This is a genomic window from Sphingobium sp. 3R8, from assembly GCF_020166615.1.
In the GTDB taxonomy this organism is placed as follows: domain Bacteria; phylum Pseudomonadota; class Alphaproteobacteria; order Sphingomonadales; family Sphingomonadaceae; genus Sphingobium; species Sphingobium bisphenolicum.
This window is the reverse complement of the sequence record NZ_JAIQXR010000011.1, coordinates 44,342-61,089: the sequence shown is the minus strand read 5'-3', so window position 1 is coordinate 61,089 and position 16,748 is coordinate 44,342. Positions and strand designations below refer to the sequence as shown.

18 protein-coding genes are annotated in these 16,748 nt (G+C 63.1%); 13 read left to right on the top strand and 5 right to left on the bottom strand.

Going from position 1 to position 16,748, the window contains the following annotated elements; all coding sequences use genetic code 11:
* Window positions 1–3 precede the first annotated feature (3 nt).
* Window positions 4–882, bottom strand: a complete 879-nt coding sequence (locus K9B33_RS12150) for a CoA transferase subunit A (protein ID WP_224549075.1) — start codon at window positions 880–882, stop codon at window positions 4–6.
* 2 nt (window positions 883–884) lie between these two features.
* Window positions 885–1,802: a VOC family protein gene (locus K9B33_RS12145; RefSeq protein ID WP_224549074.1), complete on the bottom strand. Its 918-nt coding sequence runs from the start codon at window positions 1,800–1,802 to the stop codon at window positions 885–887.
* Window positions 1,803–2,077: 275 nt separating this feature from the next.
* Between K9B33_RS12145 and K9B33_RS12140 the strand changes: the two genes are divergently transcribed.
* From K9B33_RS12140 to K9B33_RS12095, 10 genes are all read left to right on the top strand, one after another.
* Window positions 2,078–3,298 (top strand): acyl-CoA dehydrogenase family protein, encoded by a 1,221-nt coding sequence (locus K9B33_RS12140; RefSeq protein ID WP_224549073.1) that lies wholly within the window; start codon window positions 2,078–2,080, stop codon window positions 3,296–3,298.
* Window positions 3,299–3,308: 10 nt separating this feature from the next.
* Window positions 3,309–4,124 carry an alpha/beta fold hydrolase gene (locus K9B33_RS12135; protein WP_224549071.1) on the top strand — a complete coding sequence of 272 codons (816 nt, stop codon included), beginning with the start codon at window positions 3,309–3,311 and terminating at the stop codon, window positions 4,122–4,124.
* Window positions 4,125–4,131: 7 nt separating this feature from the next.
* Complete coding sequence (locus K9B33_RS12130) at window positions 4,132–4,617, top strand: flavin reductase family protein (RefSeq protein WP_224549070.1); 486 nt, start codon at window positions 4,132–4,134, stop codon at window positions 4,615–4,617.
* 77 nt (window positions 4,618–4,694) lie between these two features.
* Window positions 4,695–5,399 (top strand): fumarylacetoacetate hydrolase family protein, encoded by a 705-nt coding sequence (locus K9B33_RS12125; protein ID WP_224549169.1) that lies wholly within the window; start codon window positions 4,695–4,697, stop codon window positions 5,397–5,399.
* Between the two features lie 12 nt (window positions 5,400–5,411).
* A complete protein-coding gene (locus K9B33_RS12120; RefSeq protein WP_224549069.1) occupies window positions 5,412–6,359 on the top strand; it encodes an acetaldehyde dehydrogenase (acetylating) in 948 nt (315 codons plus the stop codon).
* Complete coding sequence (dmpG, locus tag K9B33_RS12115) at window positions 6,356–7,405, top strand: 4-hydroxy-2-oxovalerate aldolase (RefSeq protein ID WP_224549068.1); 1,050 nt, start codon at window positions 6,356–6,358, stop codon at window positions 7,403–7,405. Before K9B33_RS12120 ends, dmpG begins: the two co-directional genes overlap by 4 nt.
* A gap of 10 nt (window positions 7,406–7,415) precedes the next feature.
* A complete protein-coding gene (locus tag K9B33_RS12110) occupies window positions 7,416–8,234 on the top strand; it encodes a sugar phosphate isomerase/epimerase family protein (RefSeq protein ID WP_224549067.1) in 819 nt (272 codons plus the stop codon).
* Between the two features lie 3 nt (window positions 8,235–8,237).
* On the top strand, window positions 8,238–9,179 hold the full coding sequence (locus K9B33_RS12105; RefSeq protein ID WP_224549066.1) for an alpha/beta hydrolase: 942 nt from the start codon (window positions 8,238–8,240) through the stop codon (window positions 9,177–9,179).
* A 355-nt stretch (window positions 9,180–9,534) separates the two neighbouring features.
* Window positions 9,535–10,017 carry an Lrp/AsnC family transcriptional regulator gene (locus K9B33_RS12100; protein ID WP_224549065.1) on the top strand — a complete coding sequence of 161 codons (483 nt, stop codon included), beginning with the start codon at window positions 9,535–9,537 and terminating at the stop codon, window positions 10,015–10,017.
* Window positions 10,014–10,505 carry an Lrp/AsnC family transcriptional regulator gene (locus K9B33_RS12095; RefSeq protein WP_224549064.1) on the top strand — a complete coding sequence of 164 codons (492 nt, stop codon included), beginning with the start codon at window positions 10,014–10,016 and terminating at the stop codon, window positions 10,503–10,505. The genes K9B33_RS12100 and K9B33_RS12095 overlap by 4 nt, the downstream gene beginning before the upstream one ends.
* Window positions 10,506–10,510: 5 nt before the next feature.
* On the opposite strand, the gene K9B33_RS12090 is transcribed toward K9B33_RS12095, so the two are convergent.
* The 3 genes from K9B33_RS12090 to K9B33_RS12080 all read right to left on the bottom strand — a co-directional run bounded on the left by K9B33_RS12090 (window position 10,511) and on the right by K9B33_RS12080 (window position 14,524).
* Window positions 10,511–11,584 (bottom strand): helix-turn-helix transcriptional regulator, encoded by a 1,074-nt coding sequence (locus K9B33_RS12090; RefSeq protein ID WP_224549063.1) that lies wholly within the window; start codon window positions 11,582–11,584, stop codon window positions 10,511–10,513.
* 67 nt (window positions 11,585–11,651) lie between these two features.
* On the bottom strand, window positions 11,652–13,907 hold the full coding sequence (locus K9B33_RS12085; protein WP_224549062.1) for a TonB-dependent receptor: 2,256 nt from the start codon (window positions 13,905–13,907) through the stop codon (window positions 11,652–11,654).
* Window positions 13,908–13,990: 83 nt separating this feature from the next.
* Complete coding sequence (locus K9B33_RS12080; RefSeq protein ID WP_224549060.1) at window positions 13,991–14,524, bottom strand: nuclear transport factor 2 family protein; 534 nt, start codon at window positions 14,522–14,524, stop codon at window positions 13,991–13,993.
* 132 nt (window positions 14,525–14,656) lie between these two features.
* On the opposite strand from K9B33_RS12080, the gene K9B33_RS12075 reads away from it, so the two are divergent.
* Genes K9B33_RS12075 through K9B33_RS12065 form a run of 3 tightly spaced genes read left to right on the top strand, consistent with a single transcriptional unit; the run spans window position 14,657 to window position 16,739 of the window.
* Window positions 14,657–15,421 carry an SDR family oxidoreductase gene (locus K9B33_RS12075; RefSeq protein WP_224549058.1) on the top strand — a complete coding sequence of 255 codons (765 nt, stop codon included), beginning with the start codon at window positions 14,657–14,659 and terminating at the stop codon, window positions 15,419–15,421.
* A 17-nt stretch (window positions 15,422–15,438) separates the two neighbouring features.
* Window positions 15,439–15,960, top strand: a complete 522-nt coding sequence (locus tag K9B33_RS12070; RefSeq protein ID WP_224549056.1) for a nuclear transport factor 2 family protein — start codon at window positions 15,439–15,441, stop codon at window positions 15,958–15,960.
* Window positions 15,961–15,983: 23 nt separating this feature from the next.
* Window positions 15,984–16,739 (top strand): glucose 1-dehydrogenase, encoded by a 756-nt coding sequence (locus K9B33_RS12065; RefSeq protein ID WP_224549054.1) that lies wholly within the window; start codon window positions 15,984–15,986, stop codon window positions 16,737–16,739.
* Window positions 16,740–16,748: the final 9 nt, after the last annotated feature.

The window sequence follows — 16,748 nt, the reverse complement described above, 5'->3', positions numbered from 1 at the left end:
TCATCAGAATATCGGGAGCGGGAGAGCCGCTACCGCCTCCTTTCCGCCAATGCTATCCAGATAGGCCGCTTCGGTCGCGCCGACGAAGCGGTCGGCCACCGTCGCCCAGTCGCCCGGCTCCCTTGCCGCGTCGGCATAGGATTTGAACGCTTTCATGTCCCAGCCATAGGCGGGCGGCATGGAACTGGGGTGCGCGCCGCAGGGTGCATGGATGATGCCGCTGACGAAGCAGCGTTCGAACACATTATAGTGCGCGTCCTGCGGATAATGATCTTCCATCCGGTCGACCAGTTCCTCTGTCGACGCATAGGTTTTGGTCGCGGCCTTGGCGAACCATTCGTCATAATAGGGGTCGGGGCCGAAGAGGTGGACATTGCCCCGCCAGTCGCTGCGATTGACGTGGAGCAGCGCCGCGTCCAGCTTCAGCGCAGGCATGGCGATCAATGTTTCCGCGTCGGCATAGGGCGACTGCACGGTCTTGAGACCGCCCAGCTCGGCCAGATCGGTGCCCAGCCCGACGCGCGTCGGCAGGAAGGGCAGGCCGAAAGCGGCGGCCTTCAGCCCCCATTGGAACATCCCCTCGTCCAATTCCAGCACCTCGATCTGCCCCGCTTCGCGCGCCTTGCGGAACCAGGGTTCGAGCGGAATGGCGTCGAGCGACACGAAGGCGAAGATCAGCTTCCTGACCTTGCCCGCCGCGCACAGCATCCCGACGTCGGCGCCGCCATAGGCGACGATGGTCAGATCTTTCAGGTCGGATCGCATGATCGCGCGGACCAGCGCCATGGGCTTGCGGCGCGGCCCCCAGCCGCCAATGCCGATCGTCATGCCATCGGACAATTGCCCGACGACGTCCTGCGCCGTCATCCGTTTATCGAGCATCTTCAGTCGTCCTTCTCATGAGCCCATTTGTGGCCCCAATCGCTTACCGTCATGCTGGTGGTCGGAACCCAGGTGGCCGGGTCGATGACCAGGCCGTTCCAGCCATATTCAATGTCGAAGCCGCCGGGCGTCTGCATGTAGAAGCTCGTCATCTTGTCGTTGACGTGACGGCCCAGCGTTGCGGACAGCGGTACTTTCCCCTTGCTCTTGAGTACGCGGTCATAGGCGCGGCCGACATCTTCCAGAGTCGCGGCTTCCAGCATCATATGGACGGCGCCGTTCGGGCTTTCCGGCATCTGGCCGAGCGCCAGGCTGTGGTGGCGACCATTGCAGTGAAGGAAGGCGAAGCCGACGCCGGGATCGTCCGGCCCGCCGCCCATCAGGAAGAAACGGCCGAGGTCGGTATCGCCAAAGCCCATCACATCTTTGTAGAAATTGTGCGTTTCCGCGAAATTGGGGGCGGTGAGCACGACATGGCCAAGGCCCATGTCGCCATTGTCGCCGGTCACGAAGCCGCTGACGCCCGCGGGCGAGACGAAGGGAGCGTAATCCACGAACCGGCCGTAGAAGATTTCCATCGCGTTGCCGGCAGGGTCCGACGACCGCGCCAGTTCATAGACCTGCCGCGCGCGCGCTTCCATGACGTCGGCGCGTTCGACCGGCCGCCCTGCCGCTTCCAGTCTGGCCAGAAGTGCATCGAAATCCTCGCGACTCGCACACTCCCATCCTGGTGCGATAAACGCGTTGCGCGCGCTCTTCTGTACCCAGAGACGGAATGGGCGATCGTCCATGCGGAACAGGGCGACATCGTCCCGCGACGCCGTTGTCGGCATCAGGCCCGCAATATCGCAGGCGAAGGCGCGCCAGTCGTTCAGGTCACGCGCCTCGATCATCACATAGCCCAGCGAAATTACAGCCATTCCTGCCGCCTCATCCTATCATCCTGCATCATTCCAATGTCGCCGCATGAATCGCGTTATAATACGCAATTCCATATTTTGGACCACGAACATGCTTGTGATGCATGTCATTTTCCGCGATTTGCAACGAAACAATGGCAATTCGTTGCAAATCTGCCTATATGCATCGCGCAGAATGTGCAACCCCTCCTGTACTTGACATTTTGCGTATTTTAAATTTATATAAACTACGCATATAGCCAAAATGGTCCAGGAGACTTTGGATGGAGACGAGGATGACCGCGGCAGCAGCAAGTCGATCGACGGGAAATGGCGAAGCGCTTGCGCCGTCCGCCGAGGCGCTGGTCGAAAGGGCGCGAGCCATGATTCCCCTGCTGAAAAGCCGCGCGCGCGGCTGCACGGCGGCCAATGACGTACCGCGCGAAACGGTGGCGGAAATGACCGAGGCGGGATTCTTCCGTATCCTCCAGCCGCGCCGTCATGGGGGTTACGAGATGCATCCCAATGTCTTCTTCGACGTGCAGAAGGCGCTGGCCGAAGGCTGCATGTCGACTGGCTGGATCTACGGCGTGCTGGGCTGTCATCCTTATGAACTGGCGTTGTTCGACGACCGGGCGCAGCAAGATGTCTGGGGCGACGATCCTGACATGCTGGTGTCCTCCACCTATCAGCCGGTGGGCAAGGTGGAGAAAGCGGAAGGCGGTTTCTACCTGTCGGGGCGCTGGGGCTTTTCCTCGGGCTCGAGCCATTGCGGCTGGGTGCTTCTGGGCGCGATCAATTTCGACACCGATGGCGGCCCGCCTGACATGCGCACCTTCCTGTTGCCGCGCTCGGACTATCAGGTGATCGAAGGGACATGGGATACGTTCGGGCTGCAGGGTACAGGCAGTTTCGACATCCTCGTGGAGCGGGTGTTCGTCCCCGAATATCGTACCCATCGTGCTGCCGATGGCTTCGCCTGCAAGAATCCGGGACAGGAGGCCAATGACGGCCCGCTCTATCGTATGCCCTGGGCGCAATTGTTCACGCGCTCCGTTTCCACCGCTGCTTTCGGTGGTATGCGCGCCGCCATCCAGGCGGCGATCGAGATCATGCAGAGCCGGATATCCACCAACACCGGCAAGGCGTCCAAGGCCGATCCGAACCTGCACGCTGCCATCGCCCGCGCCATCGCCGAAACCGACGAGATGGAGCTGACCCATCGCGCGACCTTCGACGAGCTTATCGGCTATGCCGAACGCGACGAGGCCATTCCGATGCAGCGCCGCGCGCTGTTCGCCTATCAGTCGGCCAGCGTCGTGCGCCGTCTGGCGGACCTGGCCGACGACATGGTGAAACTGCTCGGCGGCCGGGCCGTCTACATGTCCAGTCCGATCCTCCAGCCCTGGCTCGACCTTCATGCCGCCCGCGCGCATGTCGCCAACGATCCCGCCAACCGCATCGGCGACGTGGTCGGCACCATGCTCGGCGAAGCGCCGGCCTTCACCTTCGTCTGAGGAGCATCATATGACGCATGACATCAGCCGCCGCACGCATCGCGTGGCGGGCGGCCATGACATTATGCTGGCCGAAGTGGGTGCCGGCCCCGCGCTGGTCTTCATCCATGGCAGCGGACCGGGTGCATCGGGCCAGTCCAATTTCCGGCAGAATGTGCAGGCCTTCGCAGACGCCGGATTTCGCGTCATCCTGCCTGACCTGATCGGCTATGGCGCGTCGTCCAAGCCCGAAGATATCGACTATACGCTGCAACTTTTCACCGACACCCTCTATGAAGCGCTTGTCGCCCATGGCGTGGACAAGGCGATATTGGTCGGCAACTCCCTGGGCGGCGGTATCGCGATCCAGATGGCGCTCGACCATCCGGCCTTTGTCGACCGCCTGATCCTGATGGCGCCGGGCTGCATTCATGAGCGCGAGGACTATTTCAAGATGCCGGGTATCGCCGGCATGGTCAGTTCCTTTGGCGGTCCCGATTTCAACGAAGATGAACAGCGTCGATTGATAACCAATCTGGTTCATGATCCCGTCCATGTCACGGATGACCTGGTTAAAGAACGCTTCGCCGTCGCTCGCACCCAGCCCAAGGATGTGATCATGCGGATGCGTACGCCCAATCTGGCGCCGCGCCTGGGCGAACTCACCATGCCGATCCTGCTCTTCTGGGGCTATAATGAGCGCTTCATGCCGCTGGAGGGCATCACACTCTTTTTCGAGGCGTGCCCCGACGTGCGCTGCGTGACGTTCAACAAGGTCGGTCATTGGGTGCAGGTGGAGCGGGCCGCAGAGTTTAATCGCTATGCGCTCGAATTCCTCCATGGCTAGTGCCGCCATGACTGTGCGCCGTCCGGTGGATGTCGCGCAGGATTTTCGCGGCGCGATGCGACGTCTGGCGTCCGGCGTGGCGATCGTCGCGGCGAAGGGCGCGCACGGTCCCGTCGGCATGGCGGCGACCTCCATCACTTCGCTGACCGTCGATCCGCCGGCGATACTGGTCTGCGTCGGCCAGTCGACGGGCATTCATCCCTGCCTCGCCCCAGGCTGCCCCATCAGCATCAACATCCTCTCGCGCCATCAGCGCGCGGTGTCGGTCGCGTTCGGCGGCGCTATGGCGCAAGAGGCGCGCTTTGCCGTCGGCCGCTGGGTGCCGGATCACCACGACCTGCCGATGCTGGACGAAGCGCAGGCGAATCTCGCCTGCACGATCTTCAGCATGACGCCCTTTGGCACCCATAGCATCGTGGTGGCGCGCGTGGACGCTGTGCGTCTCGGCGAAACCGTCGATCCCCTCATCTATCAGGACGGAGCCTATCTGTGAGCGACACTAGCCTGAACGACGGCCTTGCCCATGAACTCTATCGCGCCTTGCGGGAAGAACGCGCCGTCCCGCCGTTGATGAGCCGGTTTCCGGACCTGACGATCGACGATGCCTATGCCATCTCGCTGGGCGCGCTGGAAAAGCGCAAGGCTGATGGCGAACGGGTCGTTGGCAAGAAGATCGGCGTGACGTCGAAGGCGGTACAAGACATGCTGGGGGTGCATCAGCCCGACTTCGGTTTCCTGACCGACAGAATGCATGTGGAAGGTGATATCGACGTCAAGGCGAATGGTCTTATCCAGCCACGCGCCGAGGCAGAGATCGGCTTTATCCTGAAGGACAGTCTCAAAGGGCCGGGCGTCACCGCGACGCAGGTCATTGCGGCAACCGAAGCGATCATTCCCTGTTTCGAAATCGTCGACAGCCGGATCGAAAACTGGAAGATCGGCATCGTCGATACCATCGCCGACAATGCGTCCTGCGGCGTCTATGTGCTGGGTGACGCGCGCGCCGATCCGCGTGACCACGACCTGCCCAACCTCCACGTCACCGTGACCAAGAACGGCCAGCCGCTCTCTGAAGGCTATGGCCATGCGGTGCAGGGCTCGCCCGCCGAGGCCGTTGCGTGGCTGGCCAATACATTGGGTGCCTATGGCGTGACGCTGGAGGCTGGCGACGTGATCCTGTCGGGCAGCCTGGTGCCGCTGGAACCGGCGAAGGCCGGCGACATATTTGAAATGCAGTTGCATGGCGTGGGCGCCTGCACTGCGCGCTTCGTTTAAAGTGGAGGTTTCATGACGGACAAGGTCAAGGCAGCGATCATCGGGTCGGGCAATATAGGCACCGACCTGATGATCAAGATGGTCAAATATCCGCAAAATATGGAGTTGGTGGCGGTCGTCGGCATCGACGAGGCGTCCGAAGGTCTGGCCATGGCCCGCGAACGCGGCGTGGCGACCACCCATGAAGGGCTGGACGGCCTCCAGAAGATGGCAGCCTATTCCGACATAGGGATCGTGTTCGACGCGACCAGCGCCTATGCGCATAAGGTCCATGACGCCGCCCTGCGTGCCGACGGCAAGCAGGTGGTGGACCTTACCCCTGCGGCGATCGGCCCCTATACGATCCCCACGGTCAATGGCGACGCCAATCTGGATCAGCCCAACGTCAACATGGTGACCTGCGGCGGTCAGGCGACGATCCCGATGGTCGCCGCCGTCAGCCAGGTCGCAACCGTCCATTATGCCGAGATCGTCGCGTCGGTGTCTTCGCGCTCCGCCGGGCCCGGCACACGGGCCAATATCGACGAGTTCACCCGCACCACCGCCGGCGCGATCGAAAAGGTCGGCGGCGCGGCGCAGGGCAAGGCGATCATCATCCTCAACCCCGCCGAACCGCCGATGATCATGCGCGATACGGTCTTCACCCTGTCCGAAGGCGCCGACGAAGACGCCATCCGTGCGTCGGTCGAGGCGATGGTGAAGAAGGTGCAGGCCTATGTGCCGGGCTATCGTCTGAAGCAGGAAGTGCAGTTCGAACGCTTCGGCGACAACAACAAGCTCAAAATTCCCGGTCGCGGCGAGTTCACCGGCATCAAGACGATGATCCTGCTCGAAGTCGAAGGTGCGGGGGACTATTTGCCCAGCTATTCGGGCAATCTCGACATCATGACCGCGGCCGCAAAGGCGACCGGCGAGCTGCTCGCGCAGCGTATCCTCGAAGGCAAGAAGGTGGCGGCATGAGCAGCACCAAGTTCAACGTCGAAGCCGGCGACAAACTCTACATTCAGGACGTCACCCTGCGCGACGGGATGCACGCCATCCGTCACATGTATGGCATCGACCATGTGATGGCGATCGCCAAGGCGCTGGACGAGGCGGGCGTGGACGCGATCGAGGTCGCCCATGGCGATGGCCTCAGCGGCGCCAGCTTCAACTATGGTTTCGGCGCGCATACCGACTGGGAATGGCTGGAGGCAGTCGCCTCTGTGCTGACCCGATCGGTCCTGACCACCCTTATTCTGCCGGGCGTTGGCACGGTCGATGAGCTGCGCCGCGCCTATGATATCGGCGTGCGATCGGTCCGCGTGGCGACCCATTGCACCGAAGCCGATGTGTCCAAGCAGCATATCGGCATCGCCCGCGACCTGGGCATGGACGTCGCCGGCTTCCTGATGATGAGCCATATGATCGAGCCTGAAAAGCTCGCGCAGCAGGCGGCGTTGATGGAAAGCTATGGCGCGCAATGCGTCTATGTGACCGACAGCGGCGGTGCGCTCGACATGGACGGGGTGAAGGCCCGGCTCGAAGCCTATGATCGCGTCCTCAAGCCCGAAACCCAGCGCGGCATGCACGCCCATCACAATCTTGCGCTGGGCGTCGCCAACTCGATCGTCGCGGCGCAGGGCGGCGCGGTGCGCATCGACGCATCGCTGACCGGCATGGGTGCGGGCGCGGGGAATGCGCCGCTCGAAGTGTTCGTCGCCGCCGCCGATCGCAAGGGCTGGAACCATGGCTGCGACGTCATGATGCTGATGGACGCGGCCGAAGATCTCGTCCGCCCGTTGCAGGACCGCCCGGTGCGGGTCGATCGCGAAACCCTGGCGCTTGGCTATGCGGGGGTCTATTCCAGTTTCCTGCGTCACGCGGAAAAGGTAGCCGAAACCTATGGTCTCGACACCCGCACCATTTTGGTCGAATTGGGCCGGCGCAAGATGGTCGGCGGACAGGAGGACATGATCGTCGACGTCGCGCTTGACATGGTGAAGGCGCGCGAAGCAGTCGGCTGATCGATCGGCCATGCAGCTGTCGCTCGACCATATCAGCGTAACCGACACGACCCCGTCGCGGCTGGCAGACATTGCCGCCGCGACGGGTTGTTCGGGCATTTGCCCGTTCCTGCGTTCGATGGCGGTATTGCCCGCCATGCCCGACTACGACCTCGTCACCGACGCGGCCGAGCGTCGCGCCACCCGCGCGGCGCTGGCCGCGGGCGGATTGACGGTCGATCTCGTCTACCCCTTCACCTTGGCGCGCCGCACCGTGGTCGCGGATTTCGAGCCTGCGCTGGCGGTGGCCGCCGAACTGGGCGGGCGGTTGGCTAATGTCCTTTGCTACGACCGCGATCTCGCGCGCCAGATCGATCGTTTGAGCGAACTGGCCGACCTAGCCGAACAATATAGCATTGATCTTGCTATCGAATTCTATCCTCCTTCACAGATACGAACTCTCGCTGACGCGCTCGCCACGGTCGAGCGACTGGGCCGCGACGATGTCGGCGTCACGGTCGATCTGCTCCATATCATGCGGGGTGGGGAGGTCGGCAGCAGCATGGCCTCGCTGGCGGTGCCGCACATCCGCATGGCGCAGATCAGCGACGGGCCGGCGGCCATGTCGGCCGACCGCATCGAATGGGAAGCGGGCCTGCAACGGCAACTGCCTGGCGAAGGGCATTTCGATATTCCGGCCTTCCTAACTGCGCTCCACCGCGATATTCCGATCAGCGTGGAAGCGCCGCAGCAGGCGGCGATGGCGGCCGGCGTCCCCGCGCTGGAGCGCGCGCGTGGTGCTGTGGCGGCAACCAAGGCCATGATGATAAAAGATAATCGGAGAGTATGAGACATGCGTGACCTGATCGACCCATCGCTGCTGCCGGGGCTGGACTTCATGCCGCCGCTGGATCTGACGAATGACAGCCTTCCTGCGATCCGCGCAGGTATGGATCAGATGTCGGCGATGGCACCGGAGCCGGACAATAGCGGCGTCATCTGGCGTGAAGAGCGTCTGGCGGATGGTCCGTCGGTCAGGATCTATACGCCGGATGGTGCGACCGGACCGCTTCCGGCGATCCTGCATGTGCATGGTGGCGGCTATGTGGTGGGGTCGGTCCGTACCAATCATCTGGCGAATATAGAAATGGCGGCGTCGGTCGCGGCGATCATCGTCTCGGTCGACTATCGTCTTGCGCCTGAAACCGTCGCGCCGGGCGCGGTCGAGGATTGCTATGCTGCGCTCCGCTGGCTGCATGAAAGCGCAACCGGTCTGGGCGTCGATCCCGCGCGCATCGCCATTCGCGGCGAAAGCGCGGGCGGGGGGCTTGCCGCGGCGCTTGCGCTCCTGGCCCGCGATCGGGGCGGCCCGGCCATCGCGCACCAGAATCTCATTTATCCCATGCTGGACGACCGTACCTGCATCACGCGGCTCCCCGATCATCTCGGCGCCTTCGTCTGGACGCCGCAGGCCAACGCCTTCGGCTGGCGTTCGTTGCTGGGGCAGGAGCCGGGATCGGCCGACGTCTCTCCCTATGCCGCGCCCGCTCGCGCGCAGGACCTGACCGGCCTGCCGCCCGCCTTCATCGCGGTCGGCGCGCTCGATCTGTTTCTGGTCGAGGACATGGATTATGCCCGTCGCCTGATCGAGGCGGGCGTAGCCACGGAAATGCACGTCTATCCGGGCGCCTATCATGGATTCGACGTGATGCCCGATACCGCTCTGGCCCGGCAGATGAAGCGCGACGCCTGCGCTGCGTTGCGTAAGGCCTTGTATTCGAGCGAAACCGCCTGACCGTCCCGCCGAATGGCGCAAGGCTCAGTGTCGCGCGCCATTCCGACAATTTTTCGGCGGCCAGTGTCAGTCGACCCTGCATGTCGGGGACCGGATCGAATGGTCGATATTTGCTTGAATCGGTGCCTTGATTCTCGTTTTGATTAGGTGCATTTATTACGCAAATAATGGGTTTCAGGAATGGTTTATTGTTGCGCGATACGCAGATTTCAGGGTTTTCCATGCCTTCGGGGCAGCAGGTGGCGATGCGCTGCGACAATGGTTCGGGTAGCGATTTTCGGCTGGTCCATAGTGACTGGCCCTCCGCAAATCCACGCGCTATGGAACGCTACGGCATAGTGGGAGGCGGGTGAGAATGCAGATCAGAAGCGGGCGAAACGGTACGCCGCCGACGTTGGACGGTCTGGACACCAATATCATCGACATATTGCGGACCAATGGTCGGGCGACGAACCAGGAAATCGCCGAGCGCCTGTCCGTTACCGCCGCCACCGTGTCCGCCCGCTTGCAGAAGATGGAAGAGGCGCGGGTCATGCGCGTCGTGGCGGTCACAGACTTCGCCGCCCATGGCTATAATGTCATCATCGCGCTGGGCGTGAAGGTGCAGGGGCGCAGCATCCCGGATGTCGGTCGCGATCTCGCCAAATTCCCGGAGGTGCTCAGCGTCAACATCATGAATGGCGATCATGATCTCGAACTGCTGGTGGCGTTGCACGATTTTTCGGAGGTGCAGCAGCTTCTGTTCGATCATATCGCCGGTATCGACGGGGTCGTGCACATCACGTCCGGCATCGCCGTAGATATTGTGAAATTCGAATTCAACGTGGTGCCGCTATGACCGAACGCCCGACCTGGGAACGCCTGGACAAGCTCGATCAGGGTATCGTCGACAAGCTGGCACAGGACGCCCGCATCTCCAATCGCGCCATCGCCGCCGAACTGGGCGTGACCGAAGGCACGATCCGCACCCGGATCAAGCGGTTGCAGAATGAAGGGCTGATCCAGTTCACCGTGGTCACCGACTTCCGCATGGCCGGGTCGCCCAATCTCTGCATGATGGGGATCGACGCCGACCCCTCGCATGTGTCCGACCTCGCTCGCGCTCTGTCTGATATTCCCGAAATCACGTGCGTCGTGGTGCTGCTCGGCCGTTACAGCCTGCTGGCGATGGGCCTGTTCACCAATATCGAACAGCTCAACGACCTCATCATCGATCGTATCCGGCCGATGCCGGGCGTGCAGCGGGTCGAAACCTCCATCTCCGTCCACAACCTCAAATATGAGGCAGGCATCGCCAAGATTACGCGCATGACGGCGGACGACTGATCCGGTCAGGCGCCGGCGGCGGCCGTTCGTATCATATGCACCAGTTCGGCCTGACGATGCGTACCGGTCTTGGCGAAGATCGCCCGCAAATGCGCCCGCGCCGTATTGTGGGCGATGTCGAGCCGTTGTGAGGCGTCTATCAGTGATATACCTCTGGCCAGTTGGACTGCAAGCGCGGCTTCGGCGGGTGTCAGCTGGAAGCGATGACGCAGCGTCGCGGGATCGAGCCTGTCGGAGCGGTTCGGATCGCTCAGGAACAGGGCGATGAAGGCGCCGTCGCCATAAGCGGATATGGGCAAGGACAGGGCGCGCCCGCGCAGCGATGATCCATCCGGCGCGGCCATGTCGAAAGCGGTTTCTTCGCCCGGCGGCGGCGGGGATGCCAGGAGGCGGGCGAGCATCGTCACGCCGGCGCCGGCTTGCGGCTCCAGTCGCCCCTGTCGTTCCATGATGACTATCCCCTCGCGCAGCAGGCGCTCCGCCGTGGCGTTGCGGCGCATGATCCGGCCATCGCGACCCAGCACCAATGTCGCGACGGCCAGCCCGGCCATCGCGCTGCTGAAGATTTGCCGTTCGGCCTGCGTCGTCGTCAGCCGGGCATGCAATTCCAGTGCGACCCGCAGATGCGGCACCAGGCTGGCGATCAGCGCACTTTCCCGCTCACTGAAATCCGGCAGATTCTGATAGCGTGTGGTGCGCAGGCGGAAGGACGCGCCGGACGGTGCTTGCAGGTCTACACCCAATATTTGGGCGGACCCGGTGCTATCCATCCAGTCCTTGAAGCGGGACGGCACATGGCTGACGAAATCCTGATAGGACATGACCTGTCCCTCTGGCAGATCGACGAAGGGGTCGGCGTCGGACAGGCTTTCATATTCGCCGGCGCGGACCGGATCGACCCCCGGCGTCACCAGGGCGTCGATTCCGGTTCGGCCGGTGGCGATGATCAGCGTGGCGAAGCTCGCTTGCGCGGCGGCGGCCAGATCCTCCAGAAAGCCCTCCCAGGGCGGATCGCGGGTCAGCCCGCCATACAACCCCAGGAGCAAATTCGGGAGAGCGGAGGCATCTGTGTCGGCCACTCTTGGCTGATCCTCTTGTACATTCTCCTTCCGATATCGAACCAAGCGCCCCGGAGCGCAAGCGCGATCAGCGCCGCCAGGCAAGGGTGAGGCTGTAGCGGCGCGGCGGCGAATAATAGGCTTCGGTAAAGCCGAAGCTGGTGCTGGCGTCATAGCCCGCCGTGATGATTCGCCGGTTGGTGAGATTGTCGACCCCCGCCCGCAGCGACAGGCCGCAATCGGTCAGCCGCAATTCGGCGCTGGCATTGACGATGGCATGATCGGGCTGGCGCAGCAGCGGCGTGTTTTCCGCGTCCACGAACACGGCGCTCTTATAGGCGACATCCACGCGGACGAGGCCTTCCAGCGCTTCGGTGAGTGCGGCCTGGTAGACGGCGCTGGCATTGGCGGTGATGTCCGGTGCCTGTTTGAGGCTACGGTTGCTGACGTCGGTCGGCACGCCATTGATGACGGACATATAGCTGAGATATTTGGCGTCGAGCAGACCGAGCGCGCTTGTCAGCGTGAAGTGGCGCGATACCCGGAAATTGCCCTCCAGTTCGATCCCCTGGATGCGCGAGCGGCCGGCATTTTCGTTGCGCACCACGATCAGGCCGGTGGCCGGGCTGACCGTCGATACCAGTATCTGCTGGTCGCGATAGGCGTTGCGGAACACCGCCAGATTGATAGTCGCGATGCGGCCGAACCCGGCCTTTACCCCCGCTTCATAAGCGGTCAGATGTTCCGGATCATAGGAACCGATCTCCTCCAGCGAAGTGGGCCGCCCGTTGAAGCCGCCGGACCGGAAACCCTTCGAGAAGGAAGCATAGGTCAGCAGGTTCGGTCGCACCTTGTAGGATAGCGACGCGCGCGGCGTGAAGGCGTCCCAGCTCTTTTCCAGCGTGTAGCTGGGTGTGCCCGCCAATAATGGCTGGTTGGCGTAGATGCGCGTGGCCGACTGGGTGAAGCGTTTCTTCTCCCAGGTGTAGCGCGCGCCCAGTTCCAGCGAGAGATTGTCCAATATCTCATAATTGCCGTTGGCGAACAGCGCCAGATTGTCGGTCCGCTGCCGGTTGCGGAAATCGATATTGAAATCCAGCGCGGTCGCGAGCGCCGGGTCGAAGCCGGCGGCGATCAGCCGGGGATAGAGCCCGTCCGCCACGACCAGCCGGGTATTGTCGCGCGTTTTCTCCCGATAGGCGAAGGCACCCAGGAGCAGTGCGCCACGGCCGCCCAGGTCGAGCGACAATTGGAGTTCCTGGCTGATCTGGCGGGCCTGTTCGTCATGAATGTCGCCTGCATAATTGACCGTGGACGATGCGTCGCCGTCGCGCCCGAACAGGGCGTCGACATGGCGATAGGCGGTGATCGACTTCAGGGTCGCGGGACCCACATCGGCGGTCAGGGTCAGCGAGCTGTTGAAGGCGTCGGTTTCATCCTTGTTGAGCGCGGCGGTGCTGTCCGTCCGGTCGATATCGCCGGGCACGGTGCAGCAGGGCGCGATGAAAGCGGATTGCAGCCCGGACAGGAAGGTGGGGGTGAAGGCGACCATGCTGTGGGGCGCGCTATGCTGGCGGCGGCGCAATCCGTCGGCCTGCAGCAGCGCATCGATCGTCGCGCCCTTATAATGCAGCGCCAGCTTGCCGCCGACGACATTGCGGTTGCCCAGATTGTCGCCCGAGGGGATATTCTGCCAGCCCTCGCCAAATTCGCCGAGCGCCGCCACGCCCAGCGACCAGCTGTCGGACAGGGGCGTTTCGACATAGGCCCGCGCCCGCACCGTATTGAAGGAGCCATAGCGCAGGTCCGTTTCGACCCGCTGCTCCTGGCCGGGAACCGACGAGACGATGTTGATCGCCCCGCCGACCGTATTCTTGCCGAACAGCGTGCCTTGCGGCCCGCGCAGCACCTCGATCCGGTCGATCCCCAGCAATTCCGTCATCGCGCCAAAGGTGCGGGCAACATAGACGCCGTCGATATAGACGCCGACCGCCGGGTCGGAGGTGATGATGAAGTCGTTTTCGCCCACGCCCCGGATGAAGGGAGCGATGCCGCCGCTATTGCCGCCCTGGCCCGGCGTGAACTGGATATTGGGCGCGATCTGGCTGACCTGTGTCACATTGTCGAGGCCGCGGCTGTTCAGCGCGGCGGCATCGACGGCGCTGACCGCGATCGGCACGTCTTGCAGCCGTTCCTCGCGGCGACGCGCCGTCACGACAATATCTTCACTGGCCTGTACGTCTTCGCCGGCAGGCCCGCCGGACTGGGCCAGCGCAGCCGTCGCCAGCGCGGACTGGGCCAGCAGAGACACCATGGTTGCCATGGGCAACGCGATCTTCTTCATAATCCTCCCCCCTTATAATTTTGTCATTGTAAAATGCGGCGCGGGCGGGCGACCGAAATCGCTGCCATGCGCCGGCCATGCAATCAGGCGGTTTCCCATTCGATCAAATGGCCGATATCCTGGCGCTCCGCCGGTTTCCGGCCGGCGTGCGCCAGATGATGCGCTGTGATCTGCAACTGGGGATCGAGCGGCGACACTATCTCGATCACCCGGTCATATTCCGTGCTTGCGATATGCCAGCTTCCGGCTTCGCGCTTATACCGATCGCGATAGATGGCGGTGCCCACCGTATGCAGCGCGTTTTCGACATCGATGAAGATGTCTTCCAGATACCATATGCCCTCGGCCTCATCGTCGCCGGTCAGGGTGATTTCGGGCATATGGCCATGATGCATCGCCATCACGCCCGAATGGAAACTGTTGGCCAGGAAGGCGAGCATATTGTACCGGCCGGACAGCCGCGCGCGATAGGTGCCGCCGCGATAATCCACGCTGATATCGTCGGTGAACAGCGACGCCAGCAAGCCCATATCGGCGGTGTCGATACCCCGGAAATAACGATGTTTGAGCGTTCGGATATCCTCCATATCGCTGAGCTGCTGAAGCGTGTATGCCATGGGTTCCTCGCCGATTATAAAACGCAAATCTATTATATATCTTCCAAATATACCATATATGCGTATTATGTCACGGAAATATGATGCGCCTTGATCGGGTTGGATCGGGCGGGGGCATGGGAGAGGCTAGGCGTGGGACAGGCAAGGGTTGCGATCGTGACGGGCGGGACGCGCGGCATCGGTGCGGCGATCGTGCGGCGGTTGCTGGCGGACGGCTATCGGGTCGCGACCTGCGGACGCACCCCGCCCGACGCGCCGATCGCGGTCGATGGGCGAGAGGCAGAGTTCGATGCCTGTGACATTCGCGATCAGCCAGCCGTCCAGGCTTGGGTCGATGCCGTGGCGGCCCGTCATGGTCGGCTGGACCTGGTCGTCAACAATGCCGGCGGTTCGCCGCAGGCGGAGGCGGCGAACGCGAGCGCGCGCTTTTCCGAACGCATTCTGCAACTCAACCTGCTGGCGCCGCTGCATGTGTCGCAGGCCGCCTATCCGCATTTGCGCGCGGCGCGGGGATCGATCGTCAATATTGCCAGTGTGTCGGCGGTGCGGCCATCTCCCGACACGGCCATCTATGGCGCAGCGAAGGCGGGGCTGGTCAGCCTGACGACCAGCCTGGCGCAGGAATGGGGGCCGGACGTGCGCGTCAACGCGATCATCGTCGGCCTCATTGAAACCGAACAGTCGGCTATGACCTATGGCAGCGACGCCGCGCAGCAACGGATCGCCGCCTCGCTGCCGCTCGGCCGCATGGGGCGGGGGCAGGATGTGGCCGACGCCGTCGTCTTTCTTGCCTCACCCGCGGCCGCTTATATCAGCGGCGCGCGGCTGGAGGTGCATGGCGGCGGCGAGCGGCCGCTATTCCTGGAAATCGTGAAGCAGGAAGCCCGGCAGGGCTGACAGCAATGGAGAGAGAGATGTCGGTCGATCTGGAACAACTTTGCGCGCGGGTCGCCGCGCTGGAAGACATGGACGCCATCCGCCAGTTGAAGGCGCGCTATCTGCGGGCGTGCGATCTCAAGCTGGTGGATGGGGTGCGCGACGCCTTTCTGCCCGGCAAGGTGCGCATTGACTATCAGAATTTCCCGGTCTTCACCGATCGCGAGGATTTCGTACGTATCTTCGAGCAGATGGCCTGTCAGGGCGGCGTCTATGACATCCATCACGCCACCAATGCGGACATCAGCCTGATAAGCGATAGCGAAGCGCGCGGGCTATGGTCGTTGAACTTTCGCACCATCCTGTTGTCGACCCGGTCGATCACGCGCCTCGCGGTGGAATATGAGGATGTCTATCGCAAGCGGGACGGGCGCTGGTGGATCGCGGAATCGGTCAGCCGCGTCACGTCCTGCCTTTCGGAGGAAATCGGGGCCGATGGCGCATCGCGCTACACCCTATGGGGCGAAGTTCCGGCCCAGCCGGCCGATGCCGCCGCCTGATCTGTAAAGACAAGGAGAGACGAATGATCGATTATGGCCTTCAGGGCAAGGTGGCACTGGTCACGGGTGCGGGCGGCGGCATTGGCCGCGCCGCCGCGCTGGCCTTCGCGCGGTCGGGCGCGTCAGTGCTGGTCAGCGACGTGAATGACGAAGGCGGCCGTGCAACGGTGGCCCTCATTGAGGCGCAGGGTGGCAAGGCCGCCTTCCAGCATTGCGATGTGAGCGACAGCGCGCAGGTGAAGGCGATGGTCGCCGCCGCGGTCCACCATTTCGGTCGCCTCGATTGCGCCTTCAACAACGCCGGCATCACCAATATCGCGGCGGACGAATATGACGAAGCCGTGTGGGGCCGGGCGATCGGCATCAACCTGACCGGCGTCATGCTATGTATGCGCGAAGAGGCGGAGGTCATGCTGACGCAGGGCGGCGGCGCGATCGTCAATACGGCTTCGATCAACGGCCTTGTCGGCAATCCCAGCCAGCCCGCCTATGTCGCGTCCAAACATGGTGTCGTCGGCCTGACCCGCCATGGCGCGCTGCGCTGGGCGAAGGCCGGCATTCGCGTCAATGCCGTATGTCCCGGCGTGATCGTCACGCCGATGACCGCGCCGCTGGTCGCCAAGGAGGATATGCGCCAGTTGCTGGATTCCATGACGCCCATGGGGCGGATGGGGCAGGCGGAGGAAGTGGCCGAGGCGGTCGTCTGGCTCTGTTCGGGCGCTGCCAGCTTCGTGACCGGGCATCCGATGGTCGTGGACGGCGGCGCGACCGCGGTCTGACGGGGCGAG